Here is a 24,368-nt window from a genome sequence, read left to right as displayed (position 1 = left end):
ACAGGGAGGCTTTGGAGATGACTGCATCCAATCAACCGGGCGGCGCGATGCCGTTCCGGATCGAGCGCGCCGACGGCATCGCCGAACTGGTGATCGCCCATCCGCCCGTGAACGCGCTCGATGCGCAGGGCTGGCATGCGCTCGCGCGCGCGCTCGATGCGCTCGGGGAGGACGACGACGTGCGCGTGATCGTCGTGCGCGGCGAAGGCCGCGGCTTCTGCGCGGGCGTCGACATCAAGGAGCTGGCCGTGCATCCGGAGCGCATCGTGTCGGTCAACGCCGGCAACTACGAGACGTTCCGCGCGGTGCACCGCAACCCGAAGCCGGTGATCGCGGCCGTGCACGGTTTCGTGCTCGGCGGCGGGATCGGCATCTGCGGCGCGGCGGACATCGTCGTCGCGGCCGATTGCGCGCGCTTCGGCGTGCCGGAGATCGACCGTGGCGCGATGGGCGGCGGCGCGCACCTGCAGCGGCTGTTCGGTGTGCAGAAGGTGCGCGCGATGTACTTCACCGGCGACATGATCGACGCAGCCGAGGCGTACCGGCTCGGCGCGGTCGAGCAAGTCGTCGCGCGCGACGACCTGCGGGAAGCGGCGCTCGCGATCGCGCGCAAGATCGCGGCGAAAAGCCCGGCGATGGTGCGGCTCGCGAAGGAGGCGCTGAACGGCGTCGAGGACGGCGATCTCGAGGACAAGTACCGCTGGGAGCAGGGCTTCACGCTGCAGGCCTACATGACGAACGACTCGACGGAGGCGCGCGCCGCATTCGTCGAGAAGCGCGACGCGCGGTTCGACGCGCAGGCAGGCGTCGAGGAGGCCCGCGCATGAACCTGACCTATACGCCGCAGCAACAGGCGTTCCGCGCGGAAATCCGCGCATGGCTCGCCGCGCACGTGCCGCGCGAGCGGCTGCCGAGCTTCGATACCGAGGAAGGCTTCGCCGCGCACCGCGAATGGGAGCGCACGCTGCACTCGGGCCGCTGGAGCATGGTCACGTGGCCGCGCGAACTCGGCGGGCGCGGCTGCGACCTGATCGAGTGGCTGATCTTCGAGGAAGAGTACTGGCGCGCCGACGCGCCGATGCGCGTGAACCAGAACGGCATCTTCCTGCTCGGCCCGACGCTGATGGACTTCGGCACCGACGCGCAGAAGGCGCGCTTCCTGCCCGCGATGGCGGCCGGCGAGCACGTGTGGGCGCAGGGCTGGTCGGAGCCGAACGCGGGTTCGGACATGGCCGCGATCCGCACGACGGCGATCCGCATCGGCGACGAATACGTGCTCAACGGTCAGAAGATCTGGTCGACCCGCGCGGTGTGGGCCGACTGGCTGTTCGGGCTGTTCCGCAGCGATCCGGAATCGTCGCGTCACCACGGGCTCACGTTCCTGATGGTGCCGCTGTCCGCGCCGGGCATCACGGTGCGGCCGATCCGGCAGCTCAACGGGCAGACCGGCTTCGCGGAAATCTTCTTCGACGACGTGCGCGTGCCCGTTGAGAACCGTCTCGCGGCCGAAGGCGCGGGCTGGCAGGTCGCGATGGCGACGGCCGGCTTCGAGCGCGGGCTGATGCTGCGTTCGCCCGCGCGGTTCCAGCGCACCGCGCAGGCGCTGCGCGACCTGTATCTCGCGCACCGCGACAGCGCGGACCGCGACCCGACGCTGCGCGAACGCGTAGTCGCCGCGTGGATGGACGCGCAGGCGTACGCGCTATCGACCTACGCGACCGCGAGCCGGCTGCTGAAGGGCGGCCACATCGGCGCGGAGTCGAGCACCAACAAGGTGTTCTGGTCGGAGCTCGACCTGCGGATGCACCAGACCGCGCTCGACATTCTCGGCGCGCACGGCGAGGTCGTCCCGCAGACGGCCGCGCAGCACGCGACGCTCGGCCACTGGCTCGACGGCTTCCTGTTCGCGCAGGCCGGCCCGATCTACGCGGGCACCAACGAGATCCAGCGCAACATCGTCGCCGAACGGATGCTCGGCATGCCGCGCGCGTAAGCGCGCCGGCGATTCCCTCACTGAACGGACATCGTATGGATTTCGTATTCGATGAAGACCAGGAAGCGCTCGCGGACAGCGTGAAGCGTCTGCTGATGACCGAGATGACCCCGGAGCTGATCCGCGAGCTGTGGGCCACGCCGACCGGCCGCTCCGACGCGCTGTGGTCGCTGTTCGCGTCGCAGGGGCTGACCGCCGTGTCGGTGCCCGAAGCGCACGGCGGCCTCGGCCTGACCGAAGCGGAATGGGCGCTGCTCGCGCAGACCTACGGCTATTTCGGCAGCCCGGAGCCGCTGCTCGACACGGCGCTCGTGTCGGCCGGCGTGCTCGCGCGGCTGCCCGCGAGCGACTGGCGCGACGCGCTGCTGCGCGACATCGCCGAAGGACGCGCGCGTGTCGCGCTCGTGCATCCGGTGAACCCGTATGCGGCCGACGTGCACGTCGCGCAGGCGCTGCTGTGCGAGCACCGTGGCGAGCTGCATCGTGTCGACCCCGCGCGGTGCGCGTGGCGCGCGGTCGACAGCGTCGACCCGTCGCGGCGCCTGTTCACGCTCGACTGGGAGCCGTCGGCTGCCACGCGCATCGCGAGCGCTGACGAAGCCGCGCCGCTGCTCGATCGCGCGCTCGACCACGGCGCGTTCGCGGTGGCCGCGCAGCTGCTCGGCCTCACGCAGCGCGTGCTCGACGTCGCGATCGACTACAGCGCGCAGCGCAAGCAGTTCGGCAAGGCGATCGGTTCGTACCAGGCGCTCAAGCACCTGCTCGCCGACGTCGCGATCCGCTACGAGTTCGCGCGGCCGGTGGTCGCGCGCGCGGCTCAAGCGATCGCCGACGATCACCCGCAACGCGCGGTGCTCGTGTCGCACGCGAAGCTCGCGGCGATCGCCGCCGCGCAACTGGCCGCGCGCCACACGATGCAGGTGCACGGCGCGATCGGCTACACGTGGGAGCTCGACCTGCAGATCTTCATGAAGCGGATCTGGGCGCTCTCCGGCAGCTGGGGCGACACCGCGTTCCACAAGGCCCGCGTGGCCGATGCGATTCTTGGCGACGCATTGCCGATCGGCCCCGCGCAGACCTTCGACTTCGAGGAAACCAATCAATGAAACAAGCCTATATCGTCGACGCGCTGCGCACGCCGACCGGCCGCCGCAAGGGCGGGCTCGCGCACGTGCATGCGGCGGACCTCGGCGGCTTCGTGCTGAAGACGCTCGTCGAACGCAACGCGATTCCGGCCGACGAATACGACGACGTGGTGTTCGGCTGCGTCGACACGATCGGCCCGCTCGCCGGCAACATCGCGCGCACCTGCTGGCTCGCGGCCGGGCTGCCGCTGCAGGTGCCGGGCGTGACGGTCGATCGCCAGTGCGGCTCGTCGCAGCAGGCCGTGCACTTCGCCGCGCAGGCCGTGATGAGCGGTGTGCAGGACGTGGTGGTTGCGGGCGGCGTGCAGACGATGACGCAGATCCCGATCTCGTCCGCGATGACGAGCGCGGTGCCGCTGGGCTTCAGCGACCCGTTCTCGGGCAGCACCGGCTGGCGCGCGCGCTTCGGCGACGCGCCGGTGTCGCAGTTCGTCGCCGCGCAGCGGATCGCCGATCACTGGAACCTGTCGCGCGACGCGATGGAGCGCTATGCGCTGGAGAGCCATCGCCGCGCGGTGGCGGCGATCGAGGCCGGCCATTTCAAGCGGGAAATCGCGCCGCTCGAAGGCGTGCTTCACGACGAGACGCCGCGCCCCGACACGTCGCTCGACAAGATGGCGACGCTCGAACCGCTGATGCCGGGCGGCTCGCTGACGGCCGCCGTCGCGAGCCAGACCTGCGATGCGGCCGCGGCGCTCCTGATCGTGTCGGAGGACGCGCTCAAGCGCTACGGGCTCACGCCGCGTGCGCGCATTCATCACCTGAGCGTGCTCGGCGACGATCCGCTGTGGATGCTCACCGCGCCGATTCCGGCGACCAAGGCCGCGCTCAAGAAGAGCGGGCTCGACTGGGCGCAGATCGACGTCGTCGAGATGAACGAGGCGTTCGCGTCGGTCGCGCAGGCGTGGCTCGCGGACACGCGTTTCCCGCACGAGAAGACCAACCCGAACGGCGGCGGCATCGCGCTCGGTCATCCGCTCGGCGCGACCGGCGCGCGGCTGATGACGACGCTGCTGCACGAACTGGAACGCACCGGCGGACGTTACGGGTTGCAGACGATGTGTGAAGGCGGTGGTCTCGCGAACGTCACGATCATCGAGCGCCTGTGAGCGCGTCACTTTCACGATCTCTCGATCCAGGAGGCACCAGCATGGGAATCTGTAACGGACGCACCGTCATCATCACCGGCGCGGGCGGCGGGCTCGGGCGCGAATACGCGCTCGCGTTCGCGGCCGAAGGCGCGGCGGTCGTCGTCAACGACATCCGGCACGACGCCGCGCAGGCCGTGTGCGACGAGATCGCACGACACGGCGGCCGCGCGCTCGCGAATTCGGACGACATCACCAAGATCGACACCGCGCAGCGGATCGTCGACGCCGCGCGCGAAGCATTCGGCGACGTGCACGTGCTCGTCAACAACGCAGGCATCTGCCGCGACAAGATGTTCACCAGCATGACCGAAACCGACTGGGACGACGTGATGCGCGTACACCTGCGCGGCCACTTCTGCCTGTCGAGCGTGCTGGCGCGCGTGTGGCGCGACGCCGCGAAGGCCGGCCATCCGGTCGACGCGCGCATCGTCAACACGAGCTCCGGCGCCGGCCTGCAAGGCTCGATCGGCCAGTCGAACTACGGCGCGGCGAAGGCCGGCATCGCGGCGCTCACGCTGATGCAGGCGGTCGAGCTGCAGCGCTACGGCGTGCGCGTGAACGCGCTTGCGCCGGCCGCGCGCACGTCGATGACCGAAGGCGTGTTCGCCGACATGATGAAGAAGCCCGAGGACGGCGGCTTCGACTATTTCGATCCGGCCAACGTCGCGCCGCTCGTCGTGTGGCTCGGCAGCGCGCTGTCGGCCGACGTGACGGGCCAGGTGTTCGAGGTCGCGGGCGGGATGATCGCGGTGGCCGAAGGCTGGCGCACCGGCCCGAGCGTCGATCGAGGCGCGCGCTGGGCGCCGGCCGAGGTCGGCCCGGCGGTCGCGCGGCTGCTCGCCGACGCGCGGCCCGCGCAGCGCGTGTACGGGAGCTGACGATGGATCTGGCGCTCACCGACGAACAGGCGATGATCCGCGACGCGGCGGCCGACGTGCTCGCCGAACGCAGCGCGTCGGCCGACGTGCGCCGCGCGCTCGAACAGTCGGCCGGCCGCGACGACGCGCTGTGGGCCGCGCTGGCGGGCGAGCTCGGCTGGAACGCGCTGGCGCTGCCGGAGGCGGCGGGCGGGATGGGGCTCGGCGCGGTTGAACAGACGCTGTTGATGGAACAGCTTGGGCGGCGCGTCGCGTGCGTGCCGTATTTCTCGACCGCGTGCCTGGCGGCCACCACGCTGGCAGGTTGCGATACGCCGGGCGCGACCGCCTGGCTCGCGAGGATCGCCGAAGGGGCATGCAGCGCGACGCTCGCGCTGCCGTTCGACTGGCCGTTCGGCGAGCCAAGTGGCGCGCGGGGTAGCCGGCCATATGGCGGGCCGGGTGCCAGTGCGTTCGGCGTATCGTCCGGCGACTCGTTCGACGAACTGTCCGGTGCGCGACCGCTTCCGTTCATCGCGGAAGAAACCGCGGCTGGCTTCGCGTTGTCCGGCGTCGCGGCACACGTGTTCGACGGCGCGCGCGCCGACCTCCTGCTGGTTCCGGCGCGAATCGCGAACGAAGGGCAGTCGGTCGGCCTGTTCGCGATCGACATGACCATCGGCGCAGCCGGCGTTGCGGCGACGCCGCTCGACACGCTCGACGCGACGCGGCCGATCGCTCGCGTCGTGCTCGACGAGGCCCGGGTGAGCCGCGATGCGTTGTTCGCGAGTGGCGCTGCTGCCGCGAAGTTGCTCGAACGCACCGCATGGTTCGCCGCGCTCGCACTGGCCGCCGAACAACTCGGTGGCGCACAGCAATGCCTCGATCTCACGCTCGACTACACCGGCCAGCGCGTGCAGTTCGGCCGCGCGATCGCATCGTTCCAGGCGGTCAAGCACCGCTGCGCGCAGATGATGGTGTTGATCGAATCCGCGCGCTCGGCCGTGCTCGGCGCCGCCCACGCGTGGGACGCGGAAGCCGGCAGCAGCACGCCCGGCGCTGCGCTGCGCGCCGACGTCGCGGCCGCAAAAGCCGCCGCCAACGATGCGTATGCGTTCTGCGCACAGGAGGCGATCCAGCTGCACGGCGGCGTCGGCTTCACGTGGGAATACGATCCGCATCTTTATTTCAAGCGCGCGCAGGCGTCGGGCGCGCAGTTCGGCAGCACGCCGCAACTGCTCGAATGGATCGCCCGCCAGGCGATCGACGGCGGCGCGTCGCAGCACGACGCGGTGCTCGCGTCGTCGTCGCCGTCGGCTTCGATCGCCACGCGTCCTTCCGCCGCGCGCACCGGAGCCCTCCAATGAACAGCGAATCGCGCGAACAGCAATTGCGGCACGAAGTCGCCGACTGGGTGCAGTCACACCTGACCGGCGAATTCGCGTGCCTGAAATACCGCGGCGGCCCCGGCGACGAGGAAGCGTTTCCCGAACTGCGCAAGGCGTGGGAACGCGAGCTCGCGCAGGGCGGCTGGACCGGCCTCGGCTGGCCGACCGACGCGGGCGGCCGCGGCTTTTCGGTCGCCGAGCAGGTGATCTTCCACGAAGAATACGCGCGTGCCGGCGGCCCCGGGCGGATGGGCCATATCGGCGAAGGGCTGCTCGGCCCGACGCTCGTCGCGTGCGGCACCGACGACCAGCGCGCGCGTTTCCTGCCCGGGATTCTCGCCGGCACGCAGTTCTGGTGCCAGGGTTACTCGGAGCCGGGCGCGGGCTCCGATCTCGCGAACGTGCGCACGCGCGCCGAGCAGGACGCCGACGGTACCTGGCGCGTGCACGGCCAGAAGGTGTGGACGTCGCTCGCGCACGATTCCGACTGGATCTTCGTGCTCGCGCGCACCGATCCGGCGTCGAAGGGCAACAAGGGGCTGTCGTTCCTGCTGATGTCGCTCGACCAGCCGGGCATCGAGATTCGCCCGATCAAACAGCTCAACGGCGGCGCGGAATTCAACGAAGTGTTCTTCGACGGCGCGCGCGCGGCAGCACGTGACCTGGTCGGTGCGCCGGGCGACGGCTGGCGGATCGCGATGACGCTGCTCGGCTTCGAGCGCGGCATGTCGACGCTCGGCCAGCAGATGCAGTTCGTCCGCGAACTCGAATGGGTGATCGACGCCGCGCGCGAATCGGGCGCCGATCGCGACCCGGTGCTGCGCCAGCGGATCGGCCGCGCGTGGGCCGGGCTGCGGGTGATGCGCTACAACGCGCTGCGGATGCTGTCGGGCGCGGACGACGTGAACGGCGCCACCGCACCGCTGCGCCGCGAGGCGCTGATCTACAAGTATTTCTGGTCGAACTGGCACCGCGACCTCGGCCAGCTCGCGATGGACGCGCTCGGGTCGCGTGCGAACGTGATCGATCCGGCCGACGAAAAGCTCACCCATCTGCAGCGCGTGTTCCTGTTCTCCCGTGCGGACACGATCTACGCCGGCACCAACGAAATCCAGCTGAACATCATGGCCGAGCGCGGGCTCGGCATGCCAAGAGAACCGCGAGGAAACGCATGACCGAACCCCAGATCCAGAAAGCGCCGGCGTACGTGCCGGGCCACCAGCTGCTCGCCGGCAAATCGGTGCTGATTACGGCCGCCGCCGGCGCCGGCATCGGCTTCGCGGCCGCGCGCCGTTGCGCGGAGGAAGGCTGCCGCGCGCTGTTCATCTCCGACATCCACGAGAAGCGCCTCGAACAGGCCGTGGAGACGCTGCGCGCCGAAACGGGGCTGAAGCAGGTCTACGGACGGCTGTGCAACGTCGCGGTGGAAGACGACGTGCAGGCGCTCGTCGCGGACGCGCAGGACAAGCTCGACGGCGTCGACGTACTGATCAACAACGCCGGGCTCGGCGGCGCGAAACGCATCGTCGAAATGGACGATGCCGAATGGTCGCGGGTGATCGACATTAGCCTGACCGGGACGTTTCGGATGACGCGCGCGATGCTGCCGCACATGCAGGCCCGCGGCCGCGGCGCGATCGTCAACAACGCATCGGTGCTCGGCTGGCGTGCGCAGGCGGAACAGGCGCATTACGCGGCGGCGAAGGCGGGCGTGATGGCGCTCACGCGCTGCGCGGCGCTCGAGGCGTCGCCTTACGGGGTGCGCATCAACGCGGTCGCGCCGAGCATCGCGATGCACGATTTTCTGAAGAAGTCGGCACCGGCCGACTTGCTGAATCAACTGGCGTCGCGCGAAGCCTTCGGGCGCGCCGCCGAAGTCTGGGAGGTCGCGAACGTGATGGTGTTTCTTGCAAGCGATTACGCGTCGTACATGACGGGCGAAGTGCTGTCGGTCAGCAGCCAGCACGCATGATGAGCGCGACCCTCGACCCCGTGCGCGCGACGCCCCGCGTGTTCGCGCATCCCGGCGAACTCGCGGCGGCCGTTGGCGACACGCTCGGCGCGAGCGCCTGGCTCGCGATCGACCAGCTCCGCGTCGACGGCTTCGCCGACGTGACGGGCGATCACCAGTGGGTGCACGTCGACCCGGTGCGCGCGAAGGACGGCCCGTTCGGCGCGTGCATCGCGCACGGCTACCTGACGCTGTCGCTCGTCAATTACTTCCTGCCGCAGATCGTGCGCATCGACGGCGCGCGGCTCGGCGTCAACTACGGCTGCGACAGGATCCGCTTCCCGGCGCCGGTGAAGGTCGGCGCCCGCGTGCGCGGCGTCGGCGAGCTGCTGCGCGTCGAGCCGCTCGACGGCGGCGTGCAGGCGTGGATTCGCGTGACCGTCGAGATCGAAGGCGAGGCCAAGCCCGGCTGCGTCGCCGACACGATCAGCCGCTACTACTTCTAGTTTCGATTCAGAGAGCCAGCTCATGGAAGACGCAGTCATCGTTTCCGTCGCACGCACGCCGATCGGCAAGGCGTTTCGCGGCATGTTCAACGACACCGAGGCGCCCGCGCTGGGCGGCCACGTCGTGCGCGCGGCGCTCGAACGCGCGGGCATCGCGCCGGCCGACGTCGACGACGTGCTGATCGGCTGCGCCGCGCAGCAGGGCACGCAGGGTTACAACATCGGTCGCCTGTCGGCCGCCGCGGCCGGGCTGCCGGCGTCGGTGCCCGGCATGTCGATCGACCGCATGTGCTCGTCGGGCCTGATGTCGATCGCGAGCGCCGCGCGCAGCATCGGCGCGGGCGACGCGCGGATCGTCGTCGCGGGCGGCGTCGAATCGATCTCGCTCACGCAGAACAAGCACAAGAACGGCTACCGCGCGCGTTCGCAGGCCGTGCTCGACCATCAGCCGGCCGCGTACATGGCGATGATGGAAACGGCCGAGATCGTGTCGCGCCGTTACGGCATCTCGCGCGCCGCGCAGGACGAATTCGCGCTGCAGAGCCACCAGCGCACGGCCGACGCGCAGGCGGCCGGCCGCTTCGATGCGGAAATCGCGCCGCTCGACGTGCGGCGCGCGCTGTTCGACAAGGAAGGTAACCCGACCGGCCACGAAGCCGTCCACGCGGCGCGCGACGAGGGCGTGCGCGCCGACACGACGGCCGAACGGCTCGCGGGGCTCAAGCCGTCGTGGAGCGGCGGCAAGGTCGTCGAGCAGGGCGAGTTCGTGACGGCCGGCAACGCGTCGCAGCTGTCGGACGGCGCGGCGGCGGTGGTCGTGATGTCGCGGACCGAAGCCGCGCATCGCGGGCTGACGCCGCTCGGCACGTTCCGCGGCCTCGCGGTGGCCGGCTGCGAGCCGGACGAGATGGGCATCGGCCCGGTGTTCGCGATTCCGAAGCTGCTGGAGCGCTTTGGGATGACCGTGCGCGACGTCGGACTGTGGGAGCTGAACGAGGCGTTCGCGTGCCAGGCGCTGTATTGCCGCGACACGCTCGGCATTCCCGATGAACGGCTGAACGTCGACGGCGGCGCGATCGCGCTCGGCCACCCGTTCGGGATGTCGGGCACGCGGATGACGATGCACGCGCTGCTCGAAGGCGCGCGCCGCGGCGTGCGGCATGCGGTCGTGACGATGTGCATCGGCGGCGGGATGGGTGCCGCTGCGCTGTTCGAAGTCGGCGCGTAACGACGCTCGAGGAAGGCTCACCGGCAGCCGAGCCGGCAGCCCGGTTCGGCTGCCATCCATTCGGGACCATTCGAGGCCGCGGCAACGACCGACGGCCAGCGGCAGGGCGAGCGCGTCGGCGCGGGCCCGGGCCGGTCGCAGAGAAGGAGACAAACCGATGAAACGTACTTTGCCAGGACTCGCGATGTCGGCGCTCGTGCTCGGCGCCGCGCTGTTCGCGTTCTCGCCGCGCCCGCTGCCGGCGTTCCCGGTCACCGCGATCCATGCGGACCGCCTGCAGATCAACGGGCTCGCCCGAGCCGGCACGCGCATCGTCGCGGTCGGCGAGCGCGGCGTGATCCTGCTGAGCGACGATGCGGGCGGCCGCTGGCGGCCGGCGTCGGTCACGCCTGACCAGGGCTCGACGCTCACGCAGGTGAGCTTCATCACGCCGACACTCGGCATCGCGGTCGGTCACGACGGCCGGATCCTGCGCAGCGACGACGCGGGCGTGCACTGGCGCGAAGTCCATATCGACAACGCGCATTCCGATCCGCTGCTGTCCGTGTGGGGAACCGCGAACGGCCCGCTGTTCGCGGCCGGCAGTTTCGGCCAGCTGCTGCGCTCGGACGACGCGGGGCTCACGTGGCAGCCGCTCAAGACGCCAGCGGGCGACCGCCACCTGAACGCGATCGTCGGCGACGGCCACGGCGACCTGCTGATCACCGGCGAGAGCGGCACGCTGCTGCGCTCGACCGACAACGGCACGAGCTGGGACAAGCTGCCGTCGCCGTACGCAGGCTCGCTGTTCGGCGCGCTGATGCTCGCGAACGGCGACTGGGTCGCGTACGGGATGCGCGGCAACGTGCTGCGCAGCACCGATCGCGGCGCGACCTGGACGCACGTCGACAGCCACGTGCCGGTGTCGTATTTCGGCGCGACCCAGCTTGCCGACGGCCAACTCGTGCTGGTCGGGCAGGGCGGCGCGATCGTCGCGTCGCGCGACGGCGGCCTGACCTTCGACGTGCGCAAGCTCGGCGGCGTGCAGAGCCTCGCGGCCGTGCTCGACATGGGCCGCGGCGCGCTGCTGCTCGGCGGCGAGGCCGGCGTCGCGCCGCTCGCTGCGTCGCCGTCCTGATGCGCGGCGGCGGTCGCTTCACCGCGCCGCCCCGCATCGTCCGCATCGCCTGTTCCGTCCGTTCCGACACGAGAAATCCATGAACGACCTGTCACGCCCCACCGAAGCCGTTCCCGCGTCGCGCCTCGCCGCGTTCGTCGAGCGCTGCGCCGACACGATCATCCGGCAGCGCCGGCTGCTGATGCTGCTGTGCGTCGCGGTGACGCTCGCGCTCGGCCTGTCCGCGACGCGCCTGAAGCTCGATCCGGGCTTCAACAAGATGATCCCGATGCAGCACCCGTACATGCAGGTGTTCGAGCGCTACGCGGGCGCGTTCCCCGGCGCGAACACGATCCTCGTCAGCCTGCGCTGGAAGGGCGACGGCGACATCTACAACCAGACGTTCATGGACGCGCTGCGCCACGCGACCGACGACGTGTTCTTCATCCCCGGCGTGAACCGCTCGCGCGTGTTCTCGCTGTTCACGCCGAACGTCCACTACACCGAGGTGACCGAAGCCGGCTTTCGCGGCGACGTGGTCGTGCCGGGCCAGTTCTCGAGCGCGAACCCGGACGATCTCGCGAAGGTGCGCCGCAACGTCGCGCGCTCCGGGCAGATCGGCCGCCTGGTCGGCAACGACCTGAAGTCGGCGCTGATCCGCGCGGAGCTGCGCGAGACCGATCCGGCCACCGGCAAGCGGCTCGACTACAGCGCGGTGGCGCGCCAGCTCGAGGAAATCCGCGCGCGCTACGCGAAGCAGGGCATCGACGTGAACATCATCGGCTTCGCGAAGCTGGTGGGCGACGTCGAGGCCGGGATCGCCGGCGTGATGGCGTTCTTCGCGCTTGCGTTCCTCGTGACCGCCGCGCTGCTGTTCGCCTATACGCGCTCGCTGAAGACCACCGTGCTCGCGCTCGTCGTCGCGCTGCTGCCGGTCGTCTGGCTGCTCGGCGCGCTGCCGCTGCTGGGGCTCGGCATCGACCCGATGTCGATCCTCGTTCCGTTCCTGATCTTCTCGATCGGCGTGTCGCACGCGGTACAGATGACCAATGCGTGGAAGCAGGCGCTGGTGCGCGGCGCGGCGTCGGCCGAGGCCGCGCGCGACGCGTTCCGCAAGCTGTTCGTGCCGGGCACGGTCGCGCTGCTGACCAACGCGCTCGGCTTCATGGTGATCATGCGGATCAAGATCGACATCGTGCGCGAGCTCGGCATCACCGCGTGCCTTGGTGTGCTGCTGATGATCGTCACCAACAAGGTGTTCCTGCCGATCCTGCTGTCGTATACGCGCCTCGAACGCGGCACGCTCGCGCGGGCGCAGCGCACCGCGGCAGCCGGCGGCAGCCCGATGTGGTCGCGCTTCGCGGTATTCGCGCGCCCGGCGCCCGCGCTCGGCGTGTTCGCCGTGGCGCTCGCGCTGCTCGCGTACGGCACGCTGGAATCGCGCAAGCTCGAAATCGGTGACATCGGCACCGGCGCGCCGGAACTGCGCGCGAACTCGCGCTACAACGTCGACAACGCGGCGATCACGCACCAGTACAACATCGGCGTCGACGTGCTGTCGGTGATCGTCGAGACGACCGGCTTCGACGACGCGTGCCTGCATTACCCGGTGATGAGCGCGATCGAGAAGTTCGAAATGAACATGCGCGGCGTGGCCGGCGTGCAGTCGGTGACGAGCGTCGCGTCGCAGGGCAAGGTGTTCATCGCCGCGTTCAACGAAGGCAATCCGCGCTGGGCCGCGCTGCCGCGCTCCAGCGACGGGCTCACGCAGGGTTCCAACGCGTTCGACCCCGACAACGGGATGAACACCGCGAACTGCAAGGCGATCCAGGTGCTGATCTACACGAAGAACCACGAAGGCACGACCATCGCGCACATCGTCGACGAGATCAAGCGCTACGCGGCCGAGAACCCGACGCCGAACGTCGCGTTCCGGCTCGCGGGCGGCAACGTCGGCGTAATGGCCGCGACCAACGAGGCGGTCGGTGACGCCGAGATCGCGATGCTGCTGTCGATCTTCGGCGCGATCGCGCTGCTGTGCGCGGTCACGTTCCGCTCGTGGCGCGCGGTGCTGTGCATCATCGTGCCGCTCACGCTGGTGTCGATCCTGTGCAACGCGGTGATGGCGCGGCTCGGCATCGGGCTGAAGGTCGCGACGTTGCCGGTGATCACGCTTGGTGTCGGGGTGGGCGTCGACTACGGGATCTACCTGTACGAACGCCTGCAGCACGACCTGCGCCACGGCGCGACACTGCCCGACGCATTCGCCGACGCGATGCGCCAGCGCGGCACCGCGGCGCTGTTCACGGCCGTCACGATGTTCATCGGCGTCGGCACGTGGGCGTTCTCCGCGCTGAAGTTCCAGGTCGACATGGGCGTGCTGCTCGCGTTCATGTTCCTCGTGAACCTGTTCGGCGCGGTGTTCCTGCTGCCCGCGCTGGCCGCGTGGCTCGGCGTCGAGCGTGCCGAGCGCCGCGTGGCGCAACAGCCGCAGTCGTCCGCGCCGTCTGCGCCGGCACCCGCGCTCGAGCCGACGCGCGCGCTCGAACCCGGCAATCCGGTGCGCTGAACGACGCAACCCCCGAACCCCCATTACCCCGGTGCGCGGCGGGCCGCCGCGCGTCCCCAAAGAGGAGTCAACCCACATGTCCGCACGCCCTTACAAGATCGAAGCCCAGCCGCTCGCGCAGCGCTATGCGCGCGGCTGGCACTGCCTCGGGCTCGCCCGCGACTACAAGGACGGCAAGCCGCATACGCTGAACATCTTCGGCCGCAAGCTCGCCGCGTTCGCCGATTCGGCCGGCAGGATCAACGTCGTCGACGCGTACTGCCCGCACATGGGCGCCGACCTGAGCCTCGGCACGGTCGAAGGCGACAACCTCGTCTGCCCGTTCCACGGCTGGGCGTGGAACGGCGCAGGGCAGTGCGCGTCGATTCCGTATTGCAAGCGGATTCCGCCGAAGGCGCGCATCGGTGCGTGGCCGACCTGCGAGGAGAACAACCTGCTGTTCGTGTGGAACGACCCGGAAGGCAACGCACCGCCGCCGGAAGTCGCGATTCCGCGGCTCGACGTGTGCTTCTCCGACGAATGGTCGGACTGGGTCGTCGACAAGATGGTGATCAACGCGAACTGCCGCGAGCTGGTCGACAATATCTCGGACGTCGCGCACTTCGCGACCGTGCACCATGCGCCGATCGACTATTTCGCGAACCTGTTCGAGGATCACAAGGCGACGCAGCTGATGGTCGGCCGCAGCGAGAAGCTCGGCGGCGACAGCCTGACCGCGCTGTCGACGTATTTCGGGCCGGCCGTGCACATCACGCAGATGACGGGGCAGAGCGGCGGGCAGCCGATCCATTCGGTGCTGCTGAACTGCCACGTGCCGATCGACATGAACAGCTTCGAGCTGCGCTACGGCGTGATCGTGAAGAAGGTGGCCGGGCTGACCGACGAGCAGAACATGGAGATCGCGAATGCGTACGTGAAGGAAGCGCAGCGCGCGTTCTACGAGGACGTCGACATCTGGCACAGCAAGACGCGCATCGACAACCCGCTGCTGTGCGAAGGCGACGGCCCGTTGTACCAGATGCGCGACTGGTATGCGCAGTTCTATCTGGACGCGGCCGACGTGCGGCCGTCGAGCGTCGCGCGCAAGGCGTTCGAGATGACGATCCGCGACGGCGAGACGCCGCCGGCGCTGCATCACGTGTTCGAACCGCAGTAACGCAGTAACGTAATCGCGGCGAGCGGCGAGAAAAATGGGGGGCGTATCGCTACGCCTCCCGATCGCCGCGAACGCCCGCCGGACAAGGCGGCGCGCGCTGCCGTGCGCACGCGCTGCATCGAAAGGACTTGACGGATCGGCTTGCATCGCGTAGTGTCCGAGACCGAAGTCTTCAAGAAGCTCGATTGCTCATCATTGGCCGCACGGTGTGCGGCAGTCGTTGGTCTCTCCCTCTTTGATTCTTTCTGTGCCTGTCACGGGCGCATGTTCATTTCATTCGTATTAAGGAAGTATTTGTGGATACCGGTACCGTCAAGTGGTTCAACGAAACCAAGGGCTTTGGTTTCATCTCCCCGGACAACGGCGGCGACGATCTGTTCGCCCATTTCTCTGAAATCCGCGGCACGGGTTTCAAGACCCTGGCCGAAGGCCAGAAGGTCAGCTACGAAGTGAAGCGCGGCCCGAAGGGTCTGCAAGCGTCGAACATCACGCCGCAGTAAGCCGTATCGGCACCGGTCGCCAAGCGGCGGCCGCTGCCGGACGGATCTCGCGCGGAGGCCGGCCCGAGCCGGCGTCCTGCGCGTTCCGACGCACACGACCGATGCATCGCGGCATTCACGATGCATCGGTCGTGTGCTTCCCTCATCCATCGCACGTCCGTACGACGTGCGATCCAACGCCCTCGCGACGCGTTCGCCGTGTCGCCAGCGGCCCATGCTGCAACCCGAGTAGACCGTCGCCATGCCGCACGCGGCGCGGTCCCGACTTTGCGCGGTGCTGATCGCACCGCCGCCACTGACCGCCCGACCGCCGCAACGCGCCGGGCTCCGATTGCAAGGCGGGCCCGTCGCCCGTCTGAACGAATTGATACCCGGCATCCTCTGCCGGCCGCCGTCCCGTTGCGGGACACGGCGCCGGTGAGCTCGCCGCGGCCGCGGTCATTCACCTTGTCTGGAGGAATTGGTTTGGCAAAAGAAGAACTGCTGGAACTGGACGGAATCGTCGACGAAGTGCTGCCGGACAGCAAATACCGTGTCACGCTGGAAAACGGCGTCGTGGTCGGCGCGTATGCGTCGGGCCGCATGCGCAAGAACCACATCCGCATTCTCGCGGGTGACCGTGTGACGCTGGAACTGTCGGTGTACGACCTGACGAAGGGGCGCATCAACTTCCGCCACAAGGACGCGAATTCGCCGCGTCCGCCGCGCGCCGGGCAACCGCGCCGCTAAGCAGTAGCGACCGGGCGGCGCAACGCCGCACCGATCGAAACCCGTCCGGCCCGGTCATGCGGCCGGGCACACCGGATGGACGGCGCAGGTCGCGCCGTTCGCCGGTCTGGTTCGCGGATTCGACATCGGCGAGCCATCTCCGACGAGCGCCGGCCCAAAGCGCGCGCTCCGCTCCCATCCAGTTGTACGCATCAACGTGTCGCACCGCGCGTTTCAATTTCGAAACGTGCCGATGCGTCGGCACAGCGGCGTGTTCGGCCCGCTCGTGACGGTGACGCCACCACGTGGTCGCCGGGCGCGCGTGATGGCGGCAATCAACATGGGCCGATGCATGAGAGACGCAGGCCTGTATCAACGCTGCAACACATCCATTCGCCCAACGGGCCCATCTCCGCATTTTTCGGTTTCAACGCGCCTTGCGCACCCGACCCGCATTGGTGGCACGCCACTTGCAGCGGGGAATGTGTCTGCGGGCGCGTGATTTCATGGAAACCGCCGTGGGTGACCGTAACGTGGCGCACGGCGTCTTCGGGGGAAGGCCCGTCGCGTGATCTACGGTTCGGTCGTGCGTTTCTCCGTCGTGACAAGACGCATTCGAGTTCGCCTTTCCTCGCCGGCCGGCGACGGGCGTGATCGAACTTCACGACGGGAAACGTTACAAGAACAACCGGTCGGCGTCTGGGGCCCAGAGTCATGACATTCACGTTCACGCTGGTCGATCTCGCCGGCTCGATTGCGCTGGTGCTGCTCGGGACGCAGATGCTTCAGACCGGCATGCAGCGCGCGTTCGGCGCTGGCCTGCGGTCGCTGCTGGAACGGGCGCTTTTCGGGCGACTCCCTGCCTTCTTCGGCGGCATGGGCGTAACAGCGGTGCTGCAGAGCAGTACGACGACCACGGTCATGACGAGCGAGCTCGCCGCGCAGGGGCGCGTTGGCCTTGTCCCGGCACTGGCCGTCGTGCTCGGCGCGAACGTGGGTACGACGTTGCTCGTGCAGGTGCTTTCGTTCGAAGTCGGCGCCGTGTCGCCCGCCCTGATCCTCGTTGGCGTGCTGATGTTCCGCAAGGTATCGAACACTTGCGCTCATGAGTTGGGGCGCACGCTCATCGGCCTGGGCCTGTTGCTGCTCGCACTGCATCATCTGCAGGAGTTGATGACGGACTACGAGGATGCGCCGAATCTTCGGATGCTGCTGAGCGACGCATCCACGATACCGCTGATCGACGTCCTGCTGGCGGCCGGCCTGGCCTGGGCCGCTGATTCGAACGTCGCGATCGTGCTCCTGATCATGTCGCTGTGCGCGCAAAACGTCATTCCCCCCGATACGGCTTTCGCCCTGGTGCTGGGTGCCAACCTGGGCGCGGCCATCCGCCCGGTGCTGGAGGAGACCGCGACACACGATCCGGCCTCCAGGTGCGTGCCGGTCGGCACGCTGCTCATTCTGTCGGTCGGCGTGGTGATTGCGCTTGTCGCACTGACGCCGATCGGCTGCGTCATGGTCAGGATCGAACCGGACAATGGGCGGGTGGTGGCCGATTTCCATACGCTGTTCAACCTGTCGCTGGCCGGCCTGTTCCTGCCGCTGCTGGTCCCGTACGCCGACCTGCTGACCCGACTGCTTCCTTCGCTCGTGAAGGTCTCGGCCGCGCCCCGATCGCAGTACATCGACCCGCTCGCGGAACAGGCGTCCGGAATCACGCTCGGCATGGAAGCCCGCGATGTGCTTCCCGTCGTCGACCCGCGATACGGGATACGCTCACGAGCCCGTGCCGCATCGATCGCCCGTGCCGGAACGTCGGTCACGGAAGTCCGTACCCACGACGATGTTCTCGACAATGTCAGGATTGCGCCCCGGACACCGCTGACGCGCCCCGATGCCGGACAACTTGCCGGCTACGAGGGACGGCACCGGCATGCAGGCGAGGACCGGCTACAGGAGGACGCGCGGCATCGCATCGAAATCAGGAAATGCGCCGGCCATACGGTCGAGCACCTTGGCGCCGACGGCAACGTGCAGACGTACTACCCGGCGAAGTCGCTGTGGCTTACCCTGCAGGACATCCAGGTCGTCAGGCGACTGGAGCCAGCCGGCGGGACAACGCATTCGACGCTTTCGACCTATGTCCAGGGGACGGCGAGTCTGGACGACTGCTGTCTGTCGATCATGGGTGACGTGCAGAACAGCACGCGCACGATACACATCACCTTCGCGGCTCGCGAGATCGGCCAGCCTGAACGGCACGGCCTTCGCGAGTTGCAGGACGAACTGGGCATCACCCATTCGGACGATCCGCTTGGCACGGCACGGCTCGGCTACAACGAGTCCGATGACGAGATGCAGGAACCGGCTCAGTGGTGGGCTTTGTGCGACGTGCCGGCGAGCAGCATGCAGGCACTTGCCGACGGCGTCGAGGCGGGACAGGTCACAGCCGTCAAGGCCGGGCTGTGCCTGCGGGACGTCTACACGTCGATCCCGCCCGGTGCTGTGCTGGCGGGGGGATTCCGCGTGTTCCTGAGGCCCGGCGAGGATGGCAACGCATTGAAGGCGCCCGCAACCGCCAGCGGATACGTCGTGTATCTCGCCATCGATCTCCCGAAGGTCAGTCTGCCGGGAGATGGCCGGTCAGCGCGGATGCCGCTGCGCACGGACGACGGCAATCCCGTCGTGGCGCTGACGGAAAGGCTCGACAAGGTGTTCACCGGCTTGAAGTGGCTCGCTGCGCTGGTCGCGATCCTGGTTGTCGTGCTTCTGATCAAGGGGCGGTGACAACCAGGAAGCCGGGGTCTGCCGATCGCGTTGCGGCCGATTCGGCTACCGGCTCCGAATCACCGCATCAAGCGTGCGCAATGCTCGAGCGGCCGCGTCTCGCAGGAAATCTTCCACGAACGGCTCGCATCATGCCGACTGCCGCGCGCGCTGCGGCAGTCGCGCCGATCACCGCGAGGCCGTTCGCGATCACTGCGCCGCCGCCGGCCGTCGTCACTCGCATGCCGACGCGTTCCGACCACGGCCCCGAGCGTGGCGACACGGCGACGAACACGAGCGCCATCGGCAGCAGCGCGAGGCCCGCACCGGTCGGGTCGAGACGGCCGATGCTGCCGACACCGTGCCGTCAGTAGCCGGCGGGGGCATATCGAACGCAGGGCCGCATCGACGCGCGCGACGTCACTGGAGCGGGATCACGCAATGCTCGATCGCCTGGATCAGTTCGGTCTGCCGGGTCACGCCCATTTTCGAGAAGACGGCGCGCAGATGCGAGCGCGCGGTGTTGTGGCGGATCGCCATCGTTTCGGCGGCGTCCTGCAGCGACAGCCCTTGCGTCAGGTGTAGCACCAGCGACGCTTCGCTGCGGGTCAGGTTGAACATCGCCTGCAGCGTTTCGCCCGATATCTGCGGCCGGCAGTCGGGATCGCGCACCAGGACGACCGCCGCGGCGCGCCGCTTGCGGCCCGATTGCTCGTCGATCGGCAGCGGCCGCACGAGCAGGCCCAGCCGCGCGCGCCCGGCGCGGCGCGCCAGCGTCATCCCGCACGCGGCGCCGGCCTTTCGCGCCAGCGCGTCGCGGATCAGCGCCTGCAGCGTGCGCTGGCTCGCGGCGCCGTCGCAGGCGAGCTTGCCGTCGACGATGAACAGCCCGTCGCGTTCGGCCAGCACCTGCGCCGCGTCGTCGTTGGTCTTCATCACGCGGGCCTGCTCGTCGAGGAGGATCGCGCCGATCCGCAGCTGGCTGACCGTCTCCGCGTATACGCGGCGCTCGTTCGCCGTGACTTCGAGGCTCGCGCGCAGGCTCGCCGCGCGCTTCAGGTGCGGCAGCAGGAACCGGCACAGCCGCTTGTCGTTCGAGCCGAACGGCGGCGCGCCGTGCGGCCGGCAGATGCGCAGCCGGCACTCGTTGTCGGCATCCACGTGAAGATCCGCGCCCATCACGTGGAGCACGTCGTACATCCGGTCGAAGTTCCGGTATTTCTCGCTGTCGAGCCAGCCGCGTTCGCCGAGCATTTCGTGGACGGTCGTGACCGTGTCGCGCGGCAGGTTGACGAACGCGTCGAGCGTGTAGAAGCGCTGCAGATACGCGCCGGTGCCGACCGACGTATCGACGAGGCTCGACGTGACGATCAGCCCCTTCATCGCATCGGCGGGCGGGCGCAGCACGAGCGTCGCGTAGTTGGCCGCGAGCCGGACCCGGAGCGCGTCGAGCAGCCCGCGCCACGGTACGGCGGACGTCACGCCTTCGTAGACGAGGCCGATCAGGTCGCTCAGTTCGTCGGGCGTCGCCGCGGCAAGGTCGGTGCCGGCGTGCTCGGGCGGCGGGGCGGTCATGGGCACAGCGGTGTCTCCTGTCCTGTCGTTGCGTCGCCGTCGAGGGCGACGGGCGACGGGCGATCTCGCGATGTTGCCGTACGCGAGCGGCTGCGTGAATGCGTGCGTGCCACTAGCTTCGTCGAACGACCGTCACGGCTGGCGAGCCCCGCAGTCGCGGCACTCGCCAGCCGCCGCGCGATCGATGCGGCGGGGCGCCATTTCTAGTCCAAACCGGGGTTGTTTGCGGCCGTTCCGCGCAGGAACTTGCGCCGGTGTCGTGCGCGGGCGGCGATCTCGTCCATCCGGAGTATGTTCGGCCCCGACCCGGTTCCGACAATGGGCCGCACACGACTCGATCACGGAGGGGACACATGGAACTGCAACACGCCGCCCGGGCGGCGGGCGACCGGTATGCGCGCGGCTGGCATTGCCTCGGGCTCGCGGCCGACTATCGGGACGGCCGGCCGCACCGGCTCGACATCTTCGGCGCGCAGCTCGTCGCGTTCGCGGGCGACGACGGAGCGATCCGGATCCTCGATGCATGGTGCCCGCACATGGGTGCCGACCTGTCGAAGGGCGAGGTGAGCGGCAACGCGCTCGTCTGTCCGTTCCATCAGTGGCGCTGGGGCGGCGACGGCACCTGCGAGCACGTGCCGTATGCGACCCGCGTGCCGCCCGAGGCGCGAATCCGTTCGTGGCACACCTGCGAGCAGAACGCGTTGCTGTTCGTCTGGCACGACCACGAAGGCGGCGAGCCACCGGCGCACGTCGCGATTCCGCGCATCGACGCGTGCTTTTCCGGCGAATGGACGCCGTGGGCGGTCCGCAAGATGACGATCCACACGAACTGCCGCGAACTCGTGGACAACCTCGCGGACGTCGCTCATTTCGGCCCGGTCCACGGCTCGCCGGCGAGCTACTTCTGCAACACCTTCGTCGGCCATACCGGCTACCAGATGTTTCGCGGCGGCCAGAGCGAACTGCTCGGCAACGGGCTCGTCGCCGACAGCGCGTATTTCGGCCCCGCGTATCACGTCACGCGGATGACGGCCGACGTCGACGGGCGCGCGGTCGACAGCATCCTGCTCAACTGCCACGTGCCGATCGACCAGCACAGCTTCGATCTGCGCTACGGCGTGATGATCCGCAAGGATCCGGCGCTGTCCGACGACGAGAACCGCGCGATCGCGAACGCGTACGTCGAGCAGGCGCACCGCTCGTTCTTCCAGGACGTCGAGATCTGGCACAACAAGACGCGAATCGATTTCCCCGTGCTGTGCGAAGGCGACGGCCCGATCTATCAACTGCGCGACTGGTACCGGCAGTTCTATACCGACGTCGCGAAGCTGCCCGCCGACCTCGACCGCAAGAAAGTCTTCGAATGGCACGACGGCGCGTGGCGCACGCTGCACGACGTGCCGCCGCTCGCGGCCAGCCGGCTGCATACGATCTGACGGAGCGCGACGATGTCATTCAACGACAAGGTGGTGCTCGTCACGGGCGCGGGCTCGGGAATGGGGCGCGCGACCGTGCTGCGGTTCGCCGCGCACGGCGCGACGGTGGTGGCCGCCGATCTGGACGGCGCGCGCGCCGACGAGACGCTGCGTCTCGCACAGGCCGCCGGCACGGGTCTCGCCCACGCGTGCGACGTGGCCGACAGCGACGCGGTCGCCGCGCTGTTCGACGCAATCGCGCAACGCTACGGGCGGCTCGACGTGCTGGTCAACAACGCGGGCGCGGGGCAGGTGCCGGGAGACGGCTTCGAACTCGCGCAGCAGCGCATCGCGCAGCGCGTGCAGCAGCTGGCGAACGGCGAAACGCCGACTGTGTTTTCCGACACGATCGTCGATCTCACCGAGGGGGGCTGGCGCCGCGTCGTCGACATCAACCTGAACGGCACGTTCTTCTGCTCGCGCGCCGCCGTGCGGCTGATGATCGCCGCGGGCGTGCGCGGCGCGATCGTCAACATCGCGAGCGTGTCGGCGCTGTCCGGCGAAGGCCCGCCGGCCTATTGCGCGTCGAAGGCCGCGATCCTCGGGCTGACGCGCTGTCTTGCGCGCGACCTCGGCCCGCGCGGCATTCGCGTGAACGCGATCTGCCCGGGCCCGACCCGCACGCCGATGATGCAGTCGATCCCCGACGAATGGGCGCGCGAACTCGAACGCGCGATTCCGCTCGGCAGCATGGCCGAACCGGACGACATCGCACGCTCGATCCTTTACCTCGCGTCCGACGACGCCCGGCAGATGACCGGGCAGACTTTGTCGGTCAGCGGTGGCATGTACATGATCTAGAACCAGGAGACAACGATGACAGGACGTCTGCAGCACAAGACCGCGCTGATCAGCGGCGCGGGCACGGGAATCGGCGCGGCGACCGCGCAACGCTTCGCGGCGGAAGGCGCGCGCGTGATGCTGTGCGGCCGGCGCCGCGAACCGCTCGAGCAGGTCGCGCGCGCGATCGTCGCGGCGGGCGGCGAGGCCGGCTGGGTCCAGGCCGACGTGACCGACGAGGCGGCGGTCGGCCGCGCGGTCGACGCGACGCTCGAGCGCTTCGGCCGCCTCGACGTGATGGTCAACAATGCGGTGAACTACACGTGGGGCCTCGTCGACCAGGTGAGTACGGACGACTGGCATCGCTGCCTGCGCGGCACGCTCGACGTCGCGTTCTTCGGCACGCGCGCGGCGATGCGCGTGATGAAGCGGCAGGGCGGCGGCGCGATCGTCAATCTCGGCTCGGTCGCGGGGCTGCTCGGCAGCCCCGGGTTGTCCGCGTATGGCGCGGCGAAGGCCGGCGTGCTCAATTTCAGCCGCGCGGTCGCGCTCGAAGGCGCGGCCGACGGGATCCGCGTGAACGTCGTGATTCCCGGCGTGGTGTGGAGCGAGGGCACGCGCGAGGCGCTGCAGGACGACGCGATGCGCGACGGCACCGCGCGTGCGGTGCCGCTGCGGCGGATCGGCGAGCCGCGCGAAGTCGCGGACGCGATCCTCTTTCTCGCATCCGACGAAGCGTCGTACATCACCGGGCAGAGCCTCGTCGTCGACGGCGGCAAGACCTGCCGCCTCGATGTCGGCGCGACCGACTACGTGTCGGACACGTCCGCCGAACGGCGCGCGCAATCCGACCCGCAACCCGATCCGGCCGGAGCACCCGCACGATGAACGACACGACCCTGCTCGCGCGGATCGACCGGCTCGAATCGATCGAGGCGATCCGGATGCTGCCCGCGCAATACGCGCTCGCGCTCGACATGCGCGATCTCGACGCATGGACGAACCTCTTTCCGGAGGACGTCGTGGTCAGCCGCGACCAGATCGGGCGCGCGCACCTGAAACGCTGGATCGACGACACGTTGCGCCACCAGTTCACCGTCACGTCGCATCACATCGGCGGGCACATCATCGAGTTCTCGGATGCCGACCACGCGAGCGGCGTCGTCTATTCGAAGAACGAGCACGAGACGGGCCCCGAGTGGGTCGTCATGCAGATGCTCTACTGGGACGACTACGAGCGGATTGACGGACGCTGGTATTTCCGCCGGCGCTATCCGTGCTACCTGTATGCGTCGGACCTGAACCGGCCGCCGATCGGCGAACGCAAGATGCGCTGGCCGGGGCGCGAGCCGTATGACGGCTCGTGGCATGCGCTGTGGCCGTCGTGGCAGGCGTTCTGGAACGACAAGCCGAACGGGTTGCCCGACGTCGCGCCGCCCGCGTCGCTCGATGCGTTCCTCGCGACGATGCGGCGCGGTTCGCCGTTCCCGAAGATTCGCACGCGCTGACGGGCGCACGGAGGCC

21 protein-coding genes and 1 pseudogene are annotated in these 24,368 nt (G+C 69.1%); 20 read left to right on the top strand and 2 right to left on the bottom strand.

Going from position 1 to position 24,368, the window contains the following annotated elements; all coding sequences use genetic code 11:
• Nucleotides 1-17: 17 nt before the first annotated feature.
• From U4Y91_RS20120 to U4Y91_RS20045, 16 genes are all read left to right on the top strand, one after another.
• Nucleotides 18-827 carry an enoyl-CoA hydratase family protein gene (locus tag U4Y91_RS20120; RefSeq protein WP_321806539.1) on the top strand — a complete coding sequence of 270 codons (810 nt, stop codon included), beginning with the start codon at nt 18-20 and terminating at the stop codon, nt 825-827.
• Nucleotides 824-1,993, top strand: a complete 1,170-nt coding sequence (locus tag U4Y91_RS20115) for an acyl-CoA dehydrogenase family protein (protein ID WP_044845670.1) — start codon at nt 824-826, stop codon at nt 1,991-1,993. The genes U4Y91_RS20120 and U4Y91_RS20115 overlap by 4 nt, the downstream gene beginning before the upstream one ends.
• A 35-nt stretch (nt 1,994-2,028) precedes the next feature.
• Complete coding sequence (locus tag U4Y91_RS20110; protein ID WP_321806538.1) at nt 2,029-3,099, top strand: acyl-CoA dehydrogenase family protein; 1,071 nt, start codon at nt 2,029-2,031, stop codon at nt 3,097-3,099.
• Nucleotides 3,096-4,247, top strand: a complete 1,152-nt coding sequence (locus U4Y91_RS20105) for an acetyl-CoA C-acetyltransferase (RefSeq protein WP_321806537.1) — start codon at nt 3,096-3,098, stop codon at nt 4,245-4,247. Before U4Y91_RS20110 ends, U4Y91_RS20105 begins: the two co-directional genes overlap by 4 nt.
• 41 nt (nt 4,248-4,288) lie before the next feature.
• Nucleotides 4,289-5,167 carry an SDR family oxidoreductase gene (locus U4Y91_RS20100; RefSeq protein ID WP_321806536.1) on the top strand — a complete coding sequence of 293 codons (879 nt, stop codon included), beginning with the start codon at nt 4,289-4,291 and terminating at the stop codon, nt 5,165-5,167.
• A gap of 2 nt (nt 5,168-5,169) precedes the next feature.
• Nucleotides 5,170-6,513, top strand: a complete 1,344-nt coding sequence (locus tag U4Y91_RS20095) for an acyl-CoA dehydrogenase family protein (protein WP_321806535.1) — start codon at nt 5,170-5,172, stop codon at nt 6,511-6,513.
• A complete protein-coding gene (locus U4Y91_RS20090; protein ID WP_321806534.1) occupies nt 6,510-7,709 on the top strand; it encodes an acyl-CoA dehydrogenase family protein in 1,200 nt (399 codons plus the stop codon). The genes U4Y91_RS20095 and U4Y91_RS20090 overlap by 4 nt, the downstream gene beginning before the upstream one ends.
• On the top strand, nt 7,706-8,506 hold the full coding sequence (locus U4Y91_RS20085; protein ID WP_321806533.1) for an SDR family oxidoreductase: 801 nt from the start codon (nt 7,706-7,708) through the stop codon (nt 8,504-8,506). The genes U4Y91_RS20090 and U4Y91_RS20085 overlap by 4 nt, the downstream gene beginning before the upstream one ends.
• Nucleotides 8,506-8,991 (top strand): MaoC family dehydratase, encoded by a 486-nt coding sequence (locus U4Y91_RS20080; RefSeq protein WP_321806645.1) that lies wholly within the window; start codon nt 8,506-8,508, stop codon nt 8,989-8,991. Before U4Y91_RS20085 ends, U4Y91_RS20080 begins: the two co-directional genes overlap by 1 nt.
• 22 nt (nt 8,992-9,013) lie before the next feature.
• Nucleotides 9,014-10,219: an acetyl-CoA C-acyltransferase gene (locus tag U4Y91_RS20075; RefSeq protein ID WP_321806532.1), complete on the top strand. Its 1,206-nt coding sequence runs from the start codon at nt 9,014-9,016 to the stop codon at nt 10,217-10,219.
• A 157-nt stretch (nt 10,220-10,376) separates the two neighbouring features.
• The gene (locus tag U4Y91_RS20070) at nt 10,377-11,336 is read left to right on the top strand and encodes a sialidase (RefSeq protein WP_321806531.1); all 960 of its coding nucleotides are present in this window, start codon (nt 10,377-10,379) and stop codon (nt 11,334-11,336) included.
• Between the two features lie 79 nt (nt 11,337-11,415).
• Nucleotides 11,416-13,884 carry an efflux RND transporter permease subunit gene (locus U4Y91_RS20065; protein WP_321806530.1) on the top strand — a complete coding sequence of 823 codons (2,469 nt, stop codon included), beginning with the start codon at nt 11,416-11,418 and terminating at the stop codon, nt 13,882-13,884.
• 76 nt (nt 13,885-13,960) lie between these two features.
• The gene (locus U4Y91_RS20060; RefSeq protein ID WP_321806529.1) at nt 13,961-15,040 is read left to right on the top strand and encodes a Rieske 2Fe-2S domain-containing protein; all 1,080 of its coding nucleotides are present in this window, start codon (nt 13,961-13,963) and stop codon (nt 15,038-15,040) included.
• Between the two features lie 296 nt (nt 15,041-15,336).
• Entirely contained in the window at nt 15,337-15,540 is a 204-nt protein-coding gene (locus U4Y91_RS20055; RefSeq protein WP_006751843.1) for a cold-shock protein, read from the top strand.
• Nucleotides 15,541-16,005: 465 nt separating this feature from the next.
• Complete coding sequence (gene infA, locus U4Y91_RS20050; protein ID WP_059451274.1) at nt 16,006-16,269, top strand: translation initiation factor IF-1; 264 nt, start codon at nt 16,006-16,008, stop codon at nt 16,267-16,269.
• A gap of 693 nt (nt 16,270-16,962) precedes the next feature.
• Nucleotides 16,963-19,035: a Na/Pi symporter gene (locus U4Y91_RS20045; RefSeq protein ID WP_321806528.1), complete on the top strand. Its 2,073-nt coding sequence runs from the start codon at nt 16,963-16,965 to the stop codon at nt 19,033-19,035.
• A 133-nt stretch (nt 19,036-19,168) separates the two neighbouring features.
• On the opposite strand, the pseudogene U4Y91_RS20040 reads toward U4Y91_RS20045, so the two are convergent.
• Together U4Y91_RS20040 and U4Y91_RS20035 are read right to left on the bottom strand one after the other, a co-directional pair.
• Nucleotides 19,169-19,366: pseudogene (locus U4Y91_RS20040) on the bottom strand (MFS transporter); the annotation flags it as partial.
• A 68-nt stretch (nt 19,367-19,434) separates the two neighbouring features.
• On the bottom strand, nt 19,435-20,589 hold the full coding sequence (locus U4Y91_RS20035; protein WP_321806527.1) for a helix-turn-helix transcriptional regulator: 1,155 nt from the start codon (nt 20,587-20,589) through the stop codon (nt 19,435-19,437).
• 353 nt (nt 20,590-20,942) lie between these two features.
• On the opposite strand from U4Y91_RS20035, the gene U4Y91_RS20030 reads away from it, so the two are divergent.
• Genes U4Y91_RS20030 through U4Y91_RS20015 form a run of 4 tightly spaced genes read left to right on the top strand, consistent with a single transcriptional unit; the run spans nt 20,943 to nt 24,352 of the window.
• Entirely contained in the window at nt 20,943-22,025 is a 1,083-nt protein-coding gene (locus U4Y91_RS20030; protein ID WP_321806526.1) for a Rieske 2Fe-2S domain-containing protein, read from the top strand.
• A 12-nt stretch (nt 22,026-22,037) separates the two neighbouring features.
• On the top strand, nt 22,038-22,865 hold the full coding sequence (locus U4Y91_RS20025; RefSeq protein WP_321806525.1) for an SDR family NAD(P)-dependent oxidoreductase: 828 nt from the start codon (nt 22,038-22,040) through the stop codon (nt 22,863-22,865).
• 15 nt (nt 22,866-22,880) lie between these two features.
• Complete coding sequence (locus U4Y91_RS20020) at nt 22,881-23,732, top strand: SDR family NAD(P)-dependent oxidoreductase (RefSeq protein WP_321806524.1); 852 nt, start codon at nt 22,881-22,883, stop codon at nt 23,730-23,732.
• Nucleotides 23,729-24,352, top strand: a complete 624-nt coding sequence (locus tag U4Y91_RS20015; protein ID WP_321806523.1) for a nuclear transport factor 2 family protein — start codon at nt 23,729-23,731, stop codon at nt 24,350-24,352. Before U4Y91_RS20020 ends, U4Y91_RS20015 begins: the two co-directional genes overlap by 4 nt.
• The last annotated feature ends 16 nt before the right edge of the window (nt 24,353-24,368 follow it).

The sequence above is a fragment of the Burkholderia sp. BCC1993 genome, assembly GCF_905339865.1.
In the GTDB taxonomy this organism is placed as follows: domain Bacteria; phylum Pseudomonadota; class Gammaproteobacteria; order Burkholderiales; family Burkholderiaceae; genus Burkholderia.
This window is presented reverse-complemented; position numbering and strand designations above follow the sequence as displayed.